The organism is Flavobacterium xinjiangense (genome assembly GCF_900142885.1).
In the GTDB taxonomy this organism is placed as follows: Bacteria; Bacteroidota; Bacteroidia; order Flavobacteriales; family Flavobacteriaceae; genus Flavobacterium; species Flavobacterium xinjiangense.
In genome coordinates this window covers 82,634-99,298 of the sequence record NZ_FRCL01000012.1, presented here as the reverse complement: position 1 = coordinate 99,298, position 16,665 = coordinate 82,634, and the positions used below count along the sequence as shown (strand labels likewise).

General features: G+C 34.8%; 28 protein-coding genes. 1 reads left to right on the top strand and 27 read right to left on the bottom strand.

Going from position 1 to position 16,665, the window contains the following annotated elements; translation table 11 throughout:
* Positions 1-23: 23 nt before the first annotated feature.
* Positions 24-1,316, bottom strand: a complete 1,293-nt coding sequence (gene eno / locus BUC23_RS13840; protein WP_073210397.1) for a phosphopyruvate hydratase — start codon at positions 1,314-1,316, stop codon at positions 24-26.
* Positions 1,317-1,714: 398 nt separating this feature from the next.
* Between eno and BUC23_RS13835 the strand changes: the two genes are divergently transcribed.
* The gene (locus BUC23_RS13835; RefSeq protein ID WP_084538356.1) at positions 1,715-3,052 is read left to right on the top strand and encodes an erythromycin esterase family protein; all 1,338 of its coding nucleotides are present in this window, start codon (positions 1,715-1,717) and stop codon (positions 3,050-3,052) included.
* Between the two features lie 101 nt (positions 3,053-3,153).
* Here BUC23_RS13835 and carA read toward each other — a convergent pair whose 3' ends face one another.
* The 26 genes from carA to rplB all read right to left on the bottom strand — a co-directional run bounded on the left by carA (position 3,154) and on the right by rplB (position 16,664).
* Entirely contained in the window at positions 3,154-4,254 is a 1,101-nt protein-coding gene (gene carA / locus BUC23_RS13830; protein WP_073210395.1) for a glutamine-hydrolyzing carbamoyl-phosphate synthase small subunit, read from the bottom strand.
* Between the two features lie 319 nt (positions 4,255-4,573).
* The gene (gene rplQ / locus BUC23_RS13825) at positions 4,574-5,059 is read right to left on the bottom strand and encodes a 50S ribosomal protein L17 (RefSeq protein ID WP_073210393.1); all 486 of its coding nucleotides are present in this window, start codon (positions 5,057-5,059) and stop codon (positions 4,574-4,576) included.
* A gap of 31 nt (positions 5,060-5,090) precedes the next feature.
* Complete coding sequence (locus BUC23_RS13820) at positions 5,091-6,083, bottom strand: DNA-directed RNA polymerase subunit alpha (protein ID WP_073210391.1); 993 nt, start codon at positions 6,081-6,083, stop codon at positions 5,091-5,093.
* A gap of 21 nt (positions 6,084-6,104) precedes the next feature.
* Entirely contained in the window at positions 6,105-6,710 is a 606-nt protein-coding gene (gene rpsD / locus BUC23_RS13815; protein WP_073210389.1) for a 30S ribosomal protein S4, read from the bottom strand.
* Positions 6,711-6,801: 91 nt separating this feature from the next.
* A complete protein-coding gene (gene rpsK / locus BUC23_RS13810) occupies positions 6,802-7,185 on the bottom strand; it encodes a 30S ribosomal protein S11 (protein WP_024981527.1) in 384 nt (127 codons plus the stop codon).
* A gap of 8 nt (positions 7,186-7,193) precedes the next feature.
* The gene (gene rpsM, locus BUC23_RS13805) at positions 7,194-7,568 is read right to left on the bottom strand and encodes a 30S ribosomal protein S13 (protein WP_073210387.1); all 375 of its coding nucleotides are present in this window, start codon (positions 7,566-7,568) and stop codon (positions 7,194-7,196) included.
* Positions 7,569-7,570: 2 nt separating this feature from the next.
* The gene (gene ykgO, locus BUC23_RS13800) at positions 7,571-7,687 is read right to left on the bottom strand and encodes a type B 50S ribosomal protein L36 (protein ID WP_008992256.1); all 117 of its coding nucleotides are present in this window, start codon (positions 7,685-7,687) and stop codon (positions 7,571-7,573) included.
* A gap of 12 nt (positions 7,688-7,699) precedes the next feature.
* Entirely contained in the window at positions 7,700-7,915 is a 216-nt protein-coding gene (infA, locus tag BUC23_RS13795) for a translation initiation factor IF-1 (RefSeq protein ID WP_007136545.1), read from the bottom strand.
* A 3-nt stretch (positions 7,916-7,918) separates the two neighbouring features.
* Positions 7,919-9,265, bottom strand: coding sequence for a preprotein translocase subunit SecY (gene secY / locus BUC23_RS13790; RefSeq protein WP_073210384.1), 1,347 nt, complete (start codon positions 9,263-9,265; stop codon positions 7,919-7,921).
* Between the two features lie 13 nt (positions 9,266-9,278).
* Positions 9,279-9,731: a 50S ribosomal protein L15 gene (rplO, locus tag BUC23_RS13785; protein WP_066081007.1), complete on the bottom strand. Its 453-nt coding sequence runs from the start codon at positions 9,729-9,731 to the stop codon at positions 9,279-9,281.
* Positions 9,732-9,742: 11 nt separating this feature from the next.
* Entirely contained in the window at positions 9,743-9,925 is a 183-nt protein-coding gene (rpmD, locus tag BUC23_RS13780; RefSeq protein WP_073210382.1) for a 50S ribosomal protein L30, read from the bottom strand.
* Between the two features lie 12 nt (positions 9,926-9,937).
* On the bottom strand, positions 9,938-10,465 hold the full coding sequence (rpsE, locus tag BUC23_RS13775) for a 30S ribosomal protein S5 (protein WP_073210380.1): 528 nt from the start codon (positions 10,463-10,465) through the stop codon (positions 9,938-9,940).
* A gap of 6 nt (positions 10,466-10,471) precedes the next feature.
* Positions 10,472-10,822 carry a 50S ribosomal protein L18 gene (gene rplR, locus BUC23_RS13770; protein WP_073210377.1) on the bottom strand — a complete coding sequence of 117 codons (351 nt, stop codon included), beginning with the start codon at positions 10,820-10,822 and terminating at the stop codon, positions 10,472-10,474.
* A gap of 11 nt (positions 10,823-10,833) precedes the next feature.
* Positions 10,834-11,376: a 50S ribosomal protein L6 gene (rplF, locus tag BUC23_RS13765; RefSeq protein WP_073210375.1), complete on the bottom strand. Its 543-nt coding sequence runs from the start codon at positions 11,374-11,376 to the stop codon at positions 10,834-10,836.
* Between the two features lie 17 nt (positions 11,377-11,393).
* Entirely contained in the window at positions 11,394-11,792 is a 399-nt protein-coding gene (gene rpsH, locus BUC23_RS13760; protein ID WP_066081018.1) for a 30S ribosomal protein S8, read from the bottom strand.
* A 124-nt stretch (positions 11,793-11,916) separates the two neighbouring features.
* Positions 11,917-12,186, bottom strand: a complete 270-nt coding sequence (gene rpsN / locus BUC23_RS13755) for a 30S ribosomal protein S14 (protein ID WP_007136553.1) — start codon at positions 12,184-12,186, stop codon at positions 11,917-11,919.
* A 3-nt stretch (positions 12,187-12,189) separates the two neighbouring features.
* Complete coding sequence (gene rplE / locus BUC23_RS13750) at positions 12,190-12,741, bottom strand: 50S ribosomal protein L5 (RefSeq protein WP_073210372.1); 552 nt, start codon at positions 12,739-12,741, stop codon at positions 12,190-12,192.
* A gap of 2 nt (positions 12,742-12,743) precedes the next feature.
* Positions 12,744-13,058 carry a 50S ribosomal protein L24 gene (rplX, locus tag BUC23_RS13745; RefSeq protein ID WP_035668111.1) on the bottom strand — a complete coding sequence of 105 codons (315 nt, stop codon included), beginning with the start codon at positions 13,056-13,058 and terminating at the stop codon, positions 12,744-12,746.
* 12 nt (positions 13,059-13,070) lie between these two features.
* Complete coding sequence (rplN, locus tag BUC23_RS13740) at positions 13,071-13,439, bottom strand: 50S ribosomal protein L14 (RefSeq protein WP_026717863.1); 369 nt, start codon at positions 13,437-13,439, stop codon at positions 13,071-13,073.
* A 2-nt stretch (positions 13,440-13,441) separates the two neighbouring features.
* Positions 13,442-13,702, bottom strand: coding sequence for a 30S ribosomal protein S17 (gene rpsQ, locus BUC23_RS13735; RefSeq protein WP_073210370.1), 261 nt, complete (start codon positions 13,700-13,702; stop codon positions 13,442-13,444).
* 17 nt (positions 13,703-13,719) lie between these two features.
* Positions 13,720-13,911, bottom strand: a complete 192-nt coding sequence (rpmC, locus tag BUC23_RS13730) for a 50S ribosomal protein L29 (protein ID WP_047774317.1) — start codon at positions 13,909-13,911, stop codon at positions 13,720-13,722.
* A 13-nt stretch (positions 13,912-13,924) separates the two neighbouring features.
* Positions 13,925-14,350: a 50S ribosomal protein L16 gene (gene rplP, locus BUC23_RS13725; RefSeq protein ID WP_007803637.1), complete on the bottom strand. Its 426-nt coding sequence runs from the start codon at positions 14,348-14,350 to the stop codon at positions 13,925-13,927.
* Positions 14,351-14,369: 19 nt separating this feature from the next.
* Positions 14,370-15,131, bottom strand: a complete 762-nt coding sequence (gene rpsC / locus BUC23_RS13720) for a 30S ribosomal protein S3 (RefSeq protein WP_073210367.1) — start codon at positions 15,129-15,131, stop codon at positions 14,370-14,372.
* Positions 15,132-15,137: 6 nt separating this feature from the next.
* Positions 15,138-15,548, bottom strand: a complete 411-nt coding sequence (gene rplV, locus BUC23_RS13715) for a 50S ribosomal protein L22 (protein WP_007136561.1) — start codon at positions 15,546-15,548, stop codon at positions 15,138-15,140.
* Between the two features lie 6 nt (positions 15,549-15,554).
* The gene (gene rpsS, locus BUC23_RS13710) at positions 15,555-15,833 is read right to left on the bottom strand and encodes a 30S ribosomal protein S19 (protein ID WP_007136562.1); all 279 of its coding nucleotides are present in this window, start codon (positions 15,831-15,833) and stop codon (positions 15,555-15,557) included.
* A gap of 6 nt (positions 15,834-15,839) precedes the next feature.
* Positions 15,840-16,664 (bottom strand): 50S ribosomal protein L2, encoded by an 825-nt coding sequence (rplB, locus tag BUC23_RS13705; RefSeq protein ID WP_035668122.1) that lies wholly within the window; start codon positions 16,662-16,664, stop codon positions 15,840-15,842.
* Position 16,665 lies beyond the last annotated feature (1 nt).

Sequence of the window (16,665 nt, the reverse complement as noted above, 5' to 3'; positions counted from 1 at the left end):
TTTTTCTTGAAAAATATTTTAAATTATTTTATTTTGAAAGCATTTAAACCCGGAAAATAAGCTGTATTTCCTAATTCTTCCTCAATTCTTAATAATTGATTGTATTTAGCCATACGATCTGAACGAGAAGCCGAACCTGTTTTAATTTGACCGCAATTTAAAGCTACTGCTAAATCTGCAATTGTATTATCTTCTGTCTCTCCTGAACGATGCGACATTACTGAAGTATAACCCGCATTTTTGGCCATATTTACTGCTGCGATAGTTTCTGTTAAAGTTCCAATTTGGTTCACTTTTATAAGAATAGAATTAGCAATACCTTTTTCAATACCAGTTGCCAAACGTTTTACATTTGTAACGAATAAATCATCTCCAACTAATTGTACTTTATCTCCAATTCTATCAGTAAGCAATTTCCATCCGTCCCAGTCATTCTCATCCATTCCGTCTTCGATAGAAATGATTGGATATTTAGCTGCTAATTCTGCTAAGTAATCAACTTGCTCTGCAGAAGATCTAATTTTACCTGTTTCACCTTCAAATTTAGTATAATCATATTTACCATTTACATAAAATTCAGCTGCAGCACAATCCAAAGCAATCATGATTTCATCTCCAAAAGTATATCCAGCCGTTTCAACTGCTTTCTTGATTGTATCTAAAGCATCCTCAGTTCCTCCAGGAAGATTTGGTGCAAAACCACCTTCATCACCTACTGCAGTAGAAAGTCCTCTATCATGTAAAACTTTTTTCAAACTGTGAAAAATTTCTGTTCCCATTTGCATTGCTTCAGAAAAAGATTTTGCTTTCACAGGGAAAATCATAAATTCTTGAAACGCAATCGGCGCATCAGAGTGAGAACCACCATTGATGATATTCATCATTGGAACTGGCAGTGTATTTGCAGAAACTCCACCTACATATCTGTATAAAGGCAACCCTAATTCATTAGCAGCCGCTTTTGCAACAGCTAAAGAAACTCCTAGAATAGCGTTTGCTCCTAAGTTAGATTTATTTGGCGTACCATCTAAATCAATCATCATTTGATCAATAACATTTTGTTCGAAAACTGAAACTCCTAATAGCTCTTCAGAAATTACGGTATTAACATTCTTCACTGCATTCAAAACTCCTTTTCCAAGAAATGCCTTTCCACCATCGCGTAATTCAACTGCTTCGTGCTCTCCAGTTGAAGCTCCAGATGGAACAGCAGCTCTTCCTAAAACACCATTATCTGTAATTACATCTACTTCAATTGTAGGATTTCCTCTTGAATCGAAAATTTGTCTTGCGTGAATTTTGATAATTATACTCATAATACTAAAGTTTAAATTTTAAAATACAAATATATTCTATCTTTTCGAATGATTTTATGAAAAAAACGAATGTTATTAACGAAAACGTTATAATTATTTGACAAACAAAACATTTAGGCTATTTTAAGAATTTATTTTTACATTATCTGTTATTTTTTTTAATTCCATTTAAATAAAAATAAAAAATTAACCTCGATTTGACCAAAATATTTTACTGTACAGTTTTAATTAAAACAAATTCGTGTAAATTCACAATTAAAAACAAAATGACTTGATTATCAATAATATAACCTAACTTTATGTTCTTGTTTTCGAGAAACAAAAATACACTTTAAGTCGTAATTCTTTTTTATAAATTTTAACTATTCAATGTATTTATTAAAAAAAATAAAAATGTGATGAGAACTTTTGCAGACCTTAACAATTTAACCAATTCTAGTGAAATTATAGAATTATTAAAGAAAACAGCTACTCCATTAGAAAATCTAGCAGACCTAGATCCTCTGATGGATTACATTGGAGAGGCCAAATATGTACTTTTAGGAGAGGCCTCACATGGCACGCACGAGTACTATACATGGAGAGCAAAAATCACACAAAGGCTAATTAAGGAAAAAGGATTTTCTTTTGTAGGAGTTGAAGGTGATTGGCCTGACTGCTATCGTTTAAATCGTTTTGCTAAAGGATATCTAAATTCAGGAACGGATATCTACAATGTACTTAATGAATTTAAAAGATGGCCAACATGGATGTGGGCAAATTGGGAAGTAGCAGCATTTATAGATTGGCTAAAGAGTTATAACATAGATCTTCCTGCTGACAAAAGAATCGGATTTTACGGGCTGGATGTATATAGCTTCAGAGAGTCCATGAATTCGATCATTCAATATTTAGAAAAAAATGATCCAAAAGCACTGGTAATTGCAAAAAATGCTATGAAATGTTTTGAACCCTACGGCAAGGACGAAGGGCAAACCTATGCCCGAGCCTCTTCATATGTTCCGGAATTATGTGAAAAAGAAATCCTGCATATGCTTACCGAAATAGTAAAAAATGCTCCCAACTATAATCATGATGCAGAGAATGTCTTGAGCACAGAACAAAATGCATTCATAGCCAGAAATGCTGAAAAATATTACCGCGCCATGATAAAACGAGGTTCAGCTTCTTGGAATATTCGCGATGAGCATATGGTTTCCACTATAGAACGGCTCATGAAATTTCATGGAAAGGAAGCAAAAATAATTGTTTGGGAACATAACACACATATCGGCGATGCGCGCGCTACATATATGGCATCCGAAGGAATGGTAAATGTAGGACAACTATTAAGAGAGCAACATTCAACTGACGGAGTTCTTGCAGTAGGATTTGGATCGCACAAAGGCAGTGTAGTTGCTGGTAGAGAATGGGGCGATTCTATGCGAAAAATAAAAGTTCCCGAAGCAGTTGAAGGAAGTTGGGAACATACTTTTCATCTTGCAAGCAAGGGACAAAATAAATTATTATTGATGAACAAATTGAAAGAAGAGAAATGCATTTCGTCCTATATTGGGCATCGGGCAATAGGTGTTGTTTATAATCCAGAACATGAGAGGTTTGGAAACTATGTCCCTACAATTATGCCAAAAAGATATGACGCTTTTATTTTTATTGATGAAACAAAGGCTTTACATCCGATTCATATTCAGCCAGAAGGAAACCAAATTCCAGAAACCTACCCTTTTGGGATGTAACTTTATATTGCTTTATAAAAAAAGGGTTTGACTTTAATTAAAAAGTCAAACCCTAAATATTTAAACTTTATATGTTTATCTAAAATAAACTTAATAAAATCTTACCCTTTTATATTTTCAATAAATTGGTCAAACAAGTAAGAAGAATCATGAGGACCAGGACTTGCTTCTGGATGGTACTGAACAGAAAAACAATTTTTGTTTTTCATGCGCATCCCAGCAACAGTTCCATCATTGAGATGAAGATGTGTAATCTCTAAGTCTGGATGATTGTCCAATTCTTCTTTGTTTACAGCAAAACCATGATTTTGAGAAGTAACTTCACCTTTTCCTGTAATTAAATTTTTCACAGGATGGTTGATTCCTCTGTGTCCGTTAAACATCTTATAAGTTGAAATGCCATTTGCTAATCCAATTACTTGATGCCCAAGACAAATCCCAAATAAAGGTTTATCATTCTCCAAAATTTCTTTAGCAACCTGAATTGCTCCAGAAAGAGGCTCCGGATCACCAGGACCATTAGATAAAAAATATCCATGTGGATTAAATGCAGCTAAGTCTTGATAACTTGAATCAAAAGGAAAAACCTTGATATAACAATCTCTTTTGGCAAGGTTACGAAGAATATTCGTTTTAATTCCTAAGTCAAGAGCTGAGATTTTGTAGGTTGCATTTTCTTCCCCATAAAAATACGGCTCCTTAGTAGATACTTTAGAAGCTAATTCCAAACCTTTCATGTCTGGAACCTTTGCTAATGCAACCTTCAATTCTTCAATTGGTGTTTCATCTGTACAAATTACAGCATTCATAGCACCGTTATCGCGTATGTAACTTACTAGCGCACGGGTATCAACGTCAGATATACAGATAAGGTTTTGCTTTACAAAATAGTCTTCTAAACTCCCTGAAGCTCCTTCACGAGAATAATTAAAGCTAAAATTTTTACAAACCAAACCAGCAATTTTAATGCTATCCGATTCAACTTCTTGCTCATTTACTCCATAATTCCCTATATGGGCATTAGTAGCCACCATTAATTGACCGAAATAAGATGGATCAGTGAATATTTCTTGGTAACCTGTCATTCCTGTGTTAAAACAAACTTCTCCAAAAGTGGTTCCGCTGATTCCAATAGATTTCCCATGGAATATGGTTCCGTCACTTAATAGTAGAATTGCTTTTTGTCGTGTTGTATATTTCATGTGTAGTTAAATATTGTACAAATTTAATTCTTTAAACCAATGGATGCAAGGATTAAAAGAAATATAAGTTTTGAAGATTCGATGATATTTTTTTGAGCTTTACTATGAAAAACAATAATTCTAAATAGCCCCGATTGAAACGGCATCCTTTTTTCAAATTCTGACGAAGGAAGAATTAGAAAAAGATATAGCGAAAAGCAGGTAAAATGTTCTTATAAAAATATAATGTTCTGCTCCTAAAATTTGAAAAAAAATTAAAAAAAAAGGATAAACTATAAATAGCTTATCCTTGATTTTTATTGAATGATTATTTTCATAATTACTCAGCAGTCTCAGTAGTTGTTTCAGTTTCGGCAGCTGGAGCTTCAGTAGCTTCATCTTTCTTAGCTTTACCACCACGACGGCTTTTTGCTTTTTTAACTTCTTTTTTACCACCATTGTAAAGTTCATTAAAATCTACTAGTTCGATCATTGCCATATCAGCATTATCTCCTAAACGATTTCCAACTTTAATGATACGAGTGTATCCACCTGGACGGTCACCTACTTTAGCTGCTACGTCTCTGAACAAGTCAGTTACGGCATATTTGCTACGTAAGTAAGCAAAAACGATACGACGATTGTGAGTCGTATCTTGTTTTGATTTTGTTATTAAAGGCTCAACGAATTGTTTAAGCGCTTTTGCTTTAGCGACAGTAGTGTTAATACGTTTGTGCTCGATAAGAGAACAAGCCATATTAGCTAACATAGATTTTCTATGCGCAGTCTGTCTGCTTAAGTGATTGAATTTTTTTCCGTGTCTCATTGCTATGTAAATTTAAACCTTGCGGCTTAGATTATTCTTTATCTAGTTTGTATTTTGCTAAATCCATACCGAAGTTTAAATTTTTAACTGCAACAAGTTCATCAAGTTCAGTTAAAGATTTTTTACCAAAATTACGGAATTTCATTAGGTCATTTTTATTGAACGATACTAAATCACCAAGTGTATCAACTTCAGCCGCTTTCAAACAATTTAATGCTCTTACAGATAAATCCATATCAACAAGCTTAGTTTTAAGCAATTGTCTCATATGTAATGACTCTTCATCATATGATTCTGTTTGTGCAATTTCGTCAGCCTCGAGTGTAATTCTTTCGTCAGAGAACAACATGAAATGGTGAATTAAAACTTTTGCAGCTTCTGTAAGTGCATCTTTTGGATTGATTGATCCATCAGTTTTTATTTCAAAAACTAATTTCTCATAATCTGTTTTTTGCTCTACACGGAAGTTTTCAATTGCGTATTTTACGTTTTTTACCGGAGTAAAAATAGAATCCGTAAAAATAGTTCCTATTGCAGCATTTTGTTTTTTGTTCTCTTCAGCAGGAACATATCCTCTACCTTTTTCGATTGTTAAATCGAAATTCAGTTTGATTTTACTATCTAAATTACAGATAACTAGTTCTGGATTCAAAACTTGGAAACCCGAAATGAATTTTTGAAAATCACCAGCTGTTAATTGATCTTTACCAGAAACAGAAATAGTAACTGCTTCATTATCGATATCTTCAATTTGACGTTTGAAACGCACTTGTTTTAGATTAAGGATAATTTCGGTAACGTCTTCAACAACTCCTGGAATAGTAGAAAATTCATGATCTACACCTTCAATGCGAACAGATGTAATTGCATAACCTTCTAATGCTGAAAGCAAAACTCTTCTAAGTGCATTACCAACGGTCAATCCGTAACCAGGTTCTAAAGGTCTGAATTCAAATTTACCTTCAAAATCGGTTGAATCGATCATGATAACTTTATCGGGCTTCTGAAAATTAAATATTGCCATAAATTTCGACTAAGTCAATTATTATTTGTTGTACAACTCTACGATTAATTGTTCTTTAATGTTTTCTGGGATTTGAAGTCTCGCAGGTACAGAAACGAAAGTACCCTCTTTGATATCGTTATTCCAAGTAATCCATTCATAAACATGACTTGAATTAGATAAAGAACGTTCGATAGCTTCTAAAGATTTAGATTTTTCACGAACTGCAACTTTATCACCAGGTTTAAGGTGGTAAGAAGCAATATTTACTACATCACCGTTAACAGTAACGTGTCTGTGAGAAACAAGTTGTCTAGCACCTCTTCTAGAAGGAGCAATACCCATTCTAAAAACAACGTTATCTAATCTTGCTTCACATAATTGTAAAAGAACTTCACCAGTAACACCTTTAGTAGCTGATGCTTTTTTGAATAAACCTCTGAATTGTTTTTCTAAAATTCCGTAAGAATATTTAGCTTTTTGTTTCTCCATTAACTGGATAGCAAATTCAGATTTTTTTCCTCTTTTTTTAGCCATCCCGTGTTGTCCGGGTGGATAATTTCTTTTTTCGAAAGCTTTATCGTCTCCGAAAATTGCCTCGCCAAATTTACGAGCGATTCTTGTACTTGGACCAGTATATCTTGCCATTTTAAATTGTTTAAGATAGAGATTATGAATTCAGGTCTTATCCTTCGATAATCGTTATTCTATCTAGGTTATACTAAAAATATTTTGAGTATTAAACTCTACGTCTTTTCGGAGGACGACATCCATTATGAGGCATTGGAGTAACATCGATAATCTCTGTAACTTCAATACCACCATTATGCAAAGAACGAATAGCAGACTCACGTCCGTTTCCTGGTCCTTTTACATAAACCTTTACTTTTTTAAGTCCTGCCTCAAGAGCTACTTTACTACAATCTTCTGCTGCCATTTGGGCTGCGTATGGAGTGTTCTTTTTAGAACCTCTAAAACCCATTTTACCAGCTGAAGACCAAGAAATAACTTCACCTTTTTTGTTTGTCAAAGAAATGATGATGTTATTGAAGGTAGCAGAAATATGAGCCTCTCCCGTTGATTCAACGATAACTTTACGTTTTTTTGCAGTTGCTTTAGCCATATTACTTATTATTTAGTTGCTTTTTTCTTGTTAGCAACAGTTTTTCTTTTACCTTTTCTTGTTCTAGAGTTGTTTTTAGTCCTTTGTCCTCTTAAAGGAAGACCAGTTCTATGACGGATACCTCTATAACAACCAATATCCATTAAACGCTTGATGTTTAAAGAAACCTCAGAACGTAATTCTCCTTCAATTTTAAATGCTGATACTGCTTCACGAATTGCTCCGATCTCGTCATCATTCCAATCTTGAACTTTTTTATCTTGGCTAACTTGAGCTTTTTCTAAAATCTCAATAGCTCTACTATTTCCTAATCCGAAGATGTAGGTAAGTGCTATAACACCTCTCTTATTTTTTGGGATATCTACCCCTGCTATTCTTGCCATAATTATCCTTGTCTTTGTTTAAATCTAGGATTCTTTTTGTTTATTACGTACAATCTCCCTTTTCTTCGCACAATTTTGCACTCGGGACTTCTCTTTTTTACTGAAGCTCTAACTTTCATTTTGAATATCCTTTAATATCTATAAGTAATTCTTGCTTTTGACAAATCGTAAGGGCTCATTTCTAGTTTCACTTTATCACCAGGTAATAATTTGATGTAATGCATACGCATTTTTCCAGATATGTGGGCGATTACAATATGTCCATTCTCTAACTCTACACGGAACATTGCATTTGATAATGCTTCAATGATTGATCCGTCTTGTTCTATTGCTGATTGTTTTGCCATAAGTTAAGCTACTGCTTTTCTATTTTTACCACTTTTCATTAAACCATCATAATGTTTGTTTAACAAGTATGAATTAATTTGTTGAATTGTATCTATGGCAACACCAACCATAATTATTAATGAAGTACCTCCAAAAAACATTGCCCAAGATTGTTGAACATCCATCAGACTCACAACAATTGCTGGGAACACAGCTATCAAAGCAAGAAATAAAGATCCTGGAAAAGTTATTAAAGACATCACTTTGTCAAGATAATCAGAAGTTTCAACTCCAGGTCTAACACCAGGAATAAAACCGCCGCTTCTCTTTAAATCATCAGACATTTTGTTAGTAGGAACTGTAATTGCAGTATAAAAGAAAGTAAATACAACTATCAAAGTTGCAAATACGAAATTATACCAGAATCCGAACATATTACTAAAAGCGCCAACAATTGATTGTGATGCATCTGATTTTGATAAACCCGCCACTGCAGCTGGAATAAACATAATTGCCTGAGCAAATATAATAGGCATAACACCAGAAGCATTAAGCTTCAATGGAATCCATTGTCTATTTCCACCCATTAAATCTTGTTCGTAATCCCCTGAAGTTGTACGACGAGCATACTGAACCGGTATTTTTCTGATTGCCATTACGAGCAATACACAAGCAATAATAACTAAAAGCCAAATAATAATTTCGATAACCAATAACATTGGTCCACCGTTATTGTTAGTAACTCTAGTTGTGAACTCCTGCATAAAAGCTTGAGGCAATCTCGCCAAGATACCAACCATAATCAATAATGATATTCCGTTTCCAATACCTTTATCAGTAATTTTTTCACCTAACCACATGGCAAATATTGTCCCTGTAACTAGAATCACTACTGAAGAAAATAGAAATTCAAATGAATTAAATCCTAACAAAAAAGCACTACTAGGCAAGGTTCTGTACAAATTATAAATGTACGTTGGACCTTGAACTAAAGTAATACCTATTGTTAACCAACGGGTAATTTGATTAATCTTTTTTCTACCACTTTCTCCATCACTTTGAAGCTTTTGCAAATACGGAATCGCAATTCCCATTAACTGAACAACAATAGATGCAGAAATATATGGCATTATCCCTAAAGCAAAAACTGAAGCTTTAGAGAAAGCACCTCCGGTAAACATATCTAAAATAGATCCGATACCATTTTTGGTTTGACCAGCTAAACTGTTTAATTGAGTTGCATCAATTCCAGGAAGTGTAACGTGTGCTCCAAAACGATAAACTAAAAGCAAACCCAATGTTATTAGGATTCTATTTTTCAGTTCCTCGATTTTCCAAACATTACTTATTGATTCAATAAATTTCTTCATATTAATTGAAAAATTACATGGTTACAGCTTCTCCACCAGCAGCTTCGATAGCAGCTTTTGCAGTAGCAGTAAATTTGTGAGCGGTTACTTTTAATTTTGCTGTCAATTCACCTCTACCTAAAATCTTAACGATTTCGTTTTTGGTAGCCAAACGATTAGCAACATAAACTGTCATATCAACAGTATCTTTAATCACACCATTGTCAACCAAAAGTTGAAGTGTGTCAAGATTAACACCTTCGTAATCTTTACGATTGATGTTTGTAAAACCGAACTTAGGTACACGTCTTTGAAGTGGCATTTGCCCACCTTCAAAACCAATCTTTTTAGAATAACCAGAACGAGATTTTGCTCCTTTGTGACCTCTTGCAGAAGTACCACCTTTTCCAGAACCTTCTCCTCTACCTAATCTTTTATTTTGATTGTGTGTAGAACCTTCAGCAGGTTGTAAATTACTTAAATTCATAACAGTATTTGTTATTTAGTTTCTTCAACAGAAACTAAGTGTTTAACTTTATTTATCATCCCAAGGATTGTAGGATTTGAATCATGCTCTACAATTTGTCCCATTTTACGTAGACCTAAAGCTTCCAAACCTCTTTTTTGAGTAAGAGGACAGTTGATTTTGCTTCTAACTTGTTTTACTAATAATTTAGCCATAATTTCCTTGAATTAACCTTTAAAAACTTTTTCTAAAGAAACACCTCTTTGTTTTGCAACAGTATAAGCGCTTCTCATTTGTAATAAAGCATCAAAAGTTGCTTTAACTACGTTGTGAGGATTTGAAGATCCTTGAGATTTAGATAATACATCATGAATACCTACTGATTCAAGAACTGAACGAACAGCTCCACCAGCAATAACTCCTGTACCATGAGAGGCAGGAATTAAAAATACACGTGCACCACCAAATTTACCTTTTTGTTCGTGAGGAACTGATTTACCATTCAAAGGAATTTTTACTAAATTCTTCTTTGCATCTTCCACTGCTTTCGCAATTGCTTCAGAAACATCTTTAGATTTTCCTAATCCGTGACCAACAACTCCGTTTTCATCACCTACAACTACAATAGCAGAAAAACCAAAAGCTCTACCACCCTTTGTAACCTTAGTAACACGATTAACACTTACCAAACGATCTTTTAATTCAAGACCACTTGGTTTTACTAGCTCTACATTCTTGTATTTACTATTAGACATACTATATTAGAATTTAAGTCCAGCCGCTCTCGCGCCTTCCGCTAATGATTTAATACGACCGTGATATAAATAACCTCCTCTATCGAAAGTTACTACCTCTATCCCAGCTTTTATCGCTTTTTCAGCAACTAGTTTTCCAACTGCTGTAGCAACTTCAATGTTCGTACCGTTACCTATTTCTTTTTCTCTTGAAGAAGCCGCCAATATAGTAACACCGTTTACGTCATCAATAAGTTGAGCATAAATTTCTTTGTTACTTCTAAATACAGATAGTCTTGGATTAGTAGCAGTACCACTGATCGTTTTTCTAATTCTGAATCTAATTCGTTGTCTTCTTTCAGGTTTTGTTAATGACATAATCTTATTTTTTAAGCTGATTTACCTGCTTTTCTTCTTAATACTTCCCCTACATACTTAACACCTTTCCCTTTATACGGCTCAGGCTTACGGAAACCTCTGATTTTCGCAGCTACCTGACCTAAAAGTTGTTTGTCTATCGATGTTAATTTCACAATTGGGTTTTTACCTTTTTCAGATATCGTTTCCAAAACAACTTCTGAAGCAATTTCTAAAACTATATTGTGAGAATAACCAAGTGCTAAATCTAATTTTTGTCCTTGATTTGAAGCTCTATAACCAACCCCTACCAATTCTAATGACTTAGTAAAACCATCTGTTACACCGATAATCATATTATTGATTAAAGATCTGTACAAACCGTGTTTTGCTCTTTGGTCTTTGTGATCAGACGATCTTTCTACTTGAACTTGACCGTCTTCAACTGTAACAGTAACGTCCGAAAACTCCTGAGTTAGTTGACCATTTTTTCCTTTTACAGTAATAATACCATTTGCAACTTCAACAGTTACACCAGCAGGGATTACAACCGGACTTTTACCTATTCTTGACATCTTATATAGTCTTTAAATTAGTATACGTAACAAATAACTTCACCACCTACGTTCAATTGCTTCGCTTTTTTTCCAGTCATCAACCCTTTTGAGGTAGATACGATAGCGATGCCTAATCCGTTAAGGATTCTAGGAATGGTAGAAGAACTTGAATATTTACGTAAACCTGGTTTACTAATTCTTTGGATATCTTTAATTACTGACTCTTTAGTATCTTTATCATACTTCAAAGCAATTTTGATCGAACCCTGAACAGCGTTGTCTTCAAATTTGTAACTCAAGATATAACCTTGATCAAATAAGATCTTTGTTATTTCTTTTTTTAGATTAGATGCAGGAATTTCAACAACTTTGTGGTTTGCAGCCACTGCGTTACGAACTCTTGTCAAATAATCGGCAATAGGATCTGTATACATGTGTATCAATTTGCGGTTTTGGTTTTCGATAAACTATTTATCGAACCTGAAACCAATTTATAAATATTTATGATACAGACAAAACATAAGTTAAGTCTGTATCAGGACGTAATAAAATTACGTCTTACCAAGATGCTTTTTTAACACCAGGTATCAATCCGTTATTTGCCATTTCACGAAATGTAACACGTGAAAGACCGAATTGACGCATATACCCTCTAGGTCTACCTGTTAATTTACAACGATTGTGCAAACGAACTGGTGAAGCATTTTTTGGTAACTTTTGCAAACCTACGAAATCTCCAGCTTCTAACAAAGCTTTTCTTTTCTCAGCATACTTCGCTACCGTTTTTTCTCTCTTAACCTCGCGGGCTTTCATTGATTCTTTAGCCATGTCTTAATTCTTTTTAAAAGGTAATCCTAATTCTGTCAATAGAGACTTTGCTTCTTTATCTGTTTTTGCAGTAGTCACAAAAGAGATATCCATACCTGAAATTTTGTTTACTTTATCAATATCAATTTCTGGGAAAATGATTTGTTCCAAAACTCCAAGGTTATAATTTCCTCTTCCGTCAAAACCAGTAGCTTTAATACCACTGAAATCTCTTACACGTGGCAAAGCTGAAGTAATAAGTCTATCTAAAAACTCATACATTCTTTCCCCACGCAAAGTAACTTTTGCTCCAATAGGCATCCCTTTTCTCAGTTTGAATGACGCAACGTCTTTCTTTGAAATAGTAGATACTGCTTTCTGTCCAGTGATCTTTGTTAACTCATCAACTGCATAGTCAATTAGTTTTTTATCAGATACAGCTGCACCAACTCCTTTACTTAAAACGATTTTGTCCAATTTTGGAACCTGCATTACGTTTACGTATCCGAATTCCTCTTTAAGAGCAGCAATTACTCTGCTCTTATATTCTTCTTTTAGTCTAGGTATATATGCCATTACTATAGTACTTGATTAGATTTTTTTGAAAATCTTACTTTCTTATCTCCTTCAACTCTAATACCAACTCTAGTTGTTTCCTTAGTTTTAGGATCAATTAGAGAAATATTAGATATTTGTATAGAAGCTTCTTTCTTCACGATACCACCTTGAGGGCTTTTTGCACTAGGTTTCGTGTGTTTTGAAACCATATTTACACCTTCAACAATCGCTTTGTTTTTCTCACGGTAAACACGTAATACTTTACCTTCAGCACCTTTATGGTCTCCAGCAATTACTCTTACAATGTCACCTGATTTTATTTTTAGCTTTATCATCTTAAAAACGAATTAAAGCACTTCTGGTGCTAATGATACAATTTTCATGAATTGTTTTTCACGAAGTTCTCTTGCTACCGGACCAAAAACACGAGTTCCTCTCATTTCACCAGCAGCATTCAATAACACACATGCGTTGTCATCAAATCTAATGTATGAACCATCGGCTCTTCTCACTTCTTTTTTGGTACGTACAACAACTGCAGTTGAAACAGCTCCTTTTTTAACGCTTCCGTTAGGAGCAGTATCTTTGATAGAAACTACAATCTTGTCACCAACAGAGGCATACCTTCTTTTGGTACCTCCTAAAACACGGATAGTTAAAACTTCCTTTGCTCCAGTGTTATCTGCTACTTTTAGTCTTGATTCTTGTTGTACCATAATTATTTAGCTCTTTCTAGGATTTCAACTAACCTCCAACATTTAGTTTTACTTAAAGGACGCGTCTCGCTAATCCTTACAGTATCTCCAATGTTACAGTCGTTCTTTTCGTCGTGTGCGTGATACTTTTTAGTTTTCAACACGAACTTACCGTATAATGGGTGTTTTACTTTTCTTACTTCTGCAACAACAATAGATTTATCCATTTTGTCCGAAGTAACAACACCAACTCTTTCTTTTCTTAAATTTCTTTTTTCTTCCATCTTTCAGCAGAATACAGTTATTGTAACTCTCTTTTAGTAAGTTCTGTAGCTAATCTAGCAACTGTTCTTCTTACACTTCTAATTTGAAGTGGGTTCTCAATTGGCGAAATAGCGTGAGCCATTTTTAGATCAGCATATGTTTTCTTAGTCTGGCTAAGCTTTTCTTGCAACTCCGCTGCAGAAAGATCTTTTATTTCTGATTGTTTCATAATATAATATAAATTATGCTTCGAAATCTCTAGCAACGACGAATTTAGTTTTTACTGGAAGCTTTTGAGCTGCAAGACGTAACGCCTCTTTTGCAACTGACAAAGGTACTCCTCCAACTTCGAACATAATTCTTCCGGGTTTAACAACGGCAGCCCAATACTCAACTGCACCTTTACCTTTACCCATACGTACCTCAAGAGGTTTCTTAGTGATAGGTTTGTCTGGAAATATTTTGATCCATAATTGTCCTTCTCTCTTCATAAAACGAGTTGCAGCAATACGCGCAGCCTCGATTTGACGAGAGGTTAAGAACATTCCATCTTCATGTACAGATTTAATACCAAACATTCCATTAGAAAGTTCATGTCCTCTTTGAGAATTTCCTTTCATTTTACCTTTTTGTACCTTACGGTATTTTGTTCTTTTAGGCTGTAACATTTTTCTTTAGTTTAAAAATTTACTTTCGTTTACGAGCGTCTGGTTTACCACCTTTATTAAAAGGTTTTCTATCTCCTCTCGGAGAATCGCCACCTTTACCACCACCAGTTCCAGATTGTTTTTTATCCATTCCTGCAAGCGGAGAAAGATCTCTCTTTCCATAAACTTCACCTTTCATGATCCACACTTTGATACCCATTCTACCATAAGTAGTATGTGCTTCTGCAAGTGCATAATCAATATCAGCTCTGAAAGTTGATAGAGGAACTCTACCTTCTTTGAAACCTTCTGAACGAGCCATCTCAGCACCATTCAAACGACCAGAAATCAAAACTTTTATACCTTCTGCGTTCATACGCATAGAAGCAGCAATAGCCATTTTGATTGCACGTCTGTAAGAAATTCTGCTTTCGATTTGACGACAGATGCTTGTGGCAACTAGATACGCGTCAAGTTCAGGTCTTTTAATTTCAAAGATGTTGATTTGAACCTCTTTGTCAGTAATTTTCTTAAGTTCTTCTTTTAACTTGTCTACCTCTTGCCCACCTTTTCCGATAATGATACCAGGTCTAGCAGTAGTGATAGTAACGGTTACAAGTTTCAAAGTTCTCTCAATGATTACTTTTGATACACTAGCTTTTGATAAACGAGCATGGATATACTTTCTGATTTTGTGATCTTCGGCAAGTTTATCACCGTAATCATTTCCACCATACCAGTTTGAGTCCCATCCTCTGATGATACCAAGTCTATTTCCAATTGGATTTGTCTTTTGTCCCATCTTGTATTAAATTGCTTGTGTGTTATTAATAGATCCAAGCACGATTGTTACGTGATTAGAACGTTTTCTTATTCTGTGTGCACGACCCTGTGGAGCTGGACGAAGTCTTTTCAACATCATTCCACCATCTACTGTAATCGTTTTAACAAATAAACCTGCTTCTTCCATATTAGCGTCAGGGTTTTTAGCTTGCCAGTTGGCAATTACAGATAAAACCAATTTTTCTAATTTTCTTGAAGCTTCTTTAGAACTGAATCTTAAGATGTTTAGTGCTCTTTCTACCTTCTGACCTCTTACCAAGTCCGCTACTAAGCGCATTTTTCTAGGTGAAGTAGGGCAGTTATTCAATTTTGCGAAAGCAATAGACTTATTAGCCTCTTTTCTCGCATCTGCTGTTTCTCTTTTACGAACTCCCATTGCTTCTTATTTTTTACCTTTATTTTTTGCTCCAGCATGACCTCTAAAAGATCTAGTTGGTGAAAATTCTCCTAATTTGTGACCTACCATGTTTTCTGTTACGTAAACTGGTACAAATTGACGACCGTTATGAACTGCGATTGTTTGTCCAACAAAGTCTGGAGTAATCATAGAAGCTCTAGACCAAGTCTTAACCACTCCTTTATTTCCACCTGCAATGTTTTCTTGAACTTTCTTGTCTAACTTATAGTGAACGAAAGGTCCTTTTTTTAATGAACGTGCCATATCTTATTATTTCTTTCTACGTTCTACGATATACTTGTTACTCGGGTTTTTCTTAGAACGAGTTCTATAACCTTTAGCTGGTATTCCATTTCTTGAACGTGGATGTCCACCAGAAGAACGTCCTTCACCACCACCCATTGGGTGATCGACAGGGTTCATTGCAACAGGTCTTGTTCTAGGTCTTCTTCCTAACCATCTTGTTCTACCTGCTTTTCCAGATACAACTAATTGGTGATCAGAATTAGATACAGCTCCAATAGTAGCCGAACAAGTTAACAAGATTAATCTCGTTTCTCCAGAAGGCATTTTAATTGTTGCATATTTTCCATCTCTTGCCATTAATTGAGCAAATGTTCCAGCAGAACGAGCGATTACAGCTCCTTGTCCTGGTCTCAATTCGATACAAGAAATTACAGTTCCAAGTGGAACTCTACTTAAAGGTAATGTATTACCAATTTCAGGTTGAGATTCAGGACCAGAAACTAATTTCTGACCAACTTTCAATCCGTTTTGAGCAATAACATAAGTTTTCTCACCATCAGCATAAGCCAACAATGCGATAAATGCAGTACGATTTGGATCATATTCGATTGATTTCACTGTAGCCGGAATTCCTTCTTTTGTACGTTTGAAATCAATAATACGATATCTCTGCTTGTGACCACCACCCGTATAACGCATGGTCATCTTTCCTTGACTATTTCTACCTCCAGAGTTTTTTATCGGCGCTATCAAAGAGCGTTCCGGCTTATCAGTTGTAATGGCGTCATAACCATTCACAACTCTAAATCGCTGACCTGGGGTAATAGGTTTTAATTTTCTTACTGACATT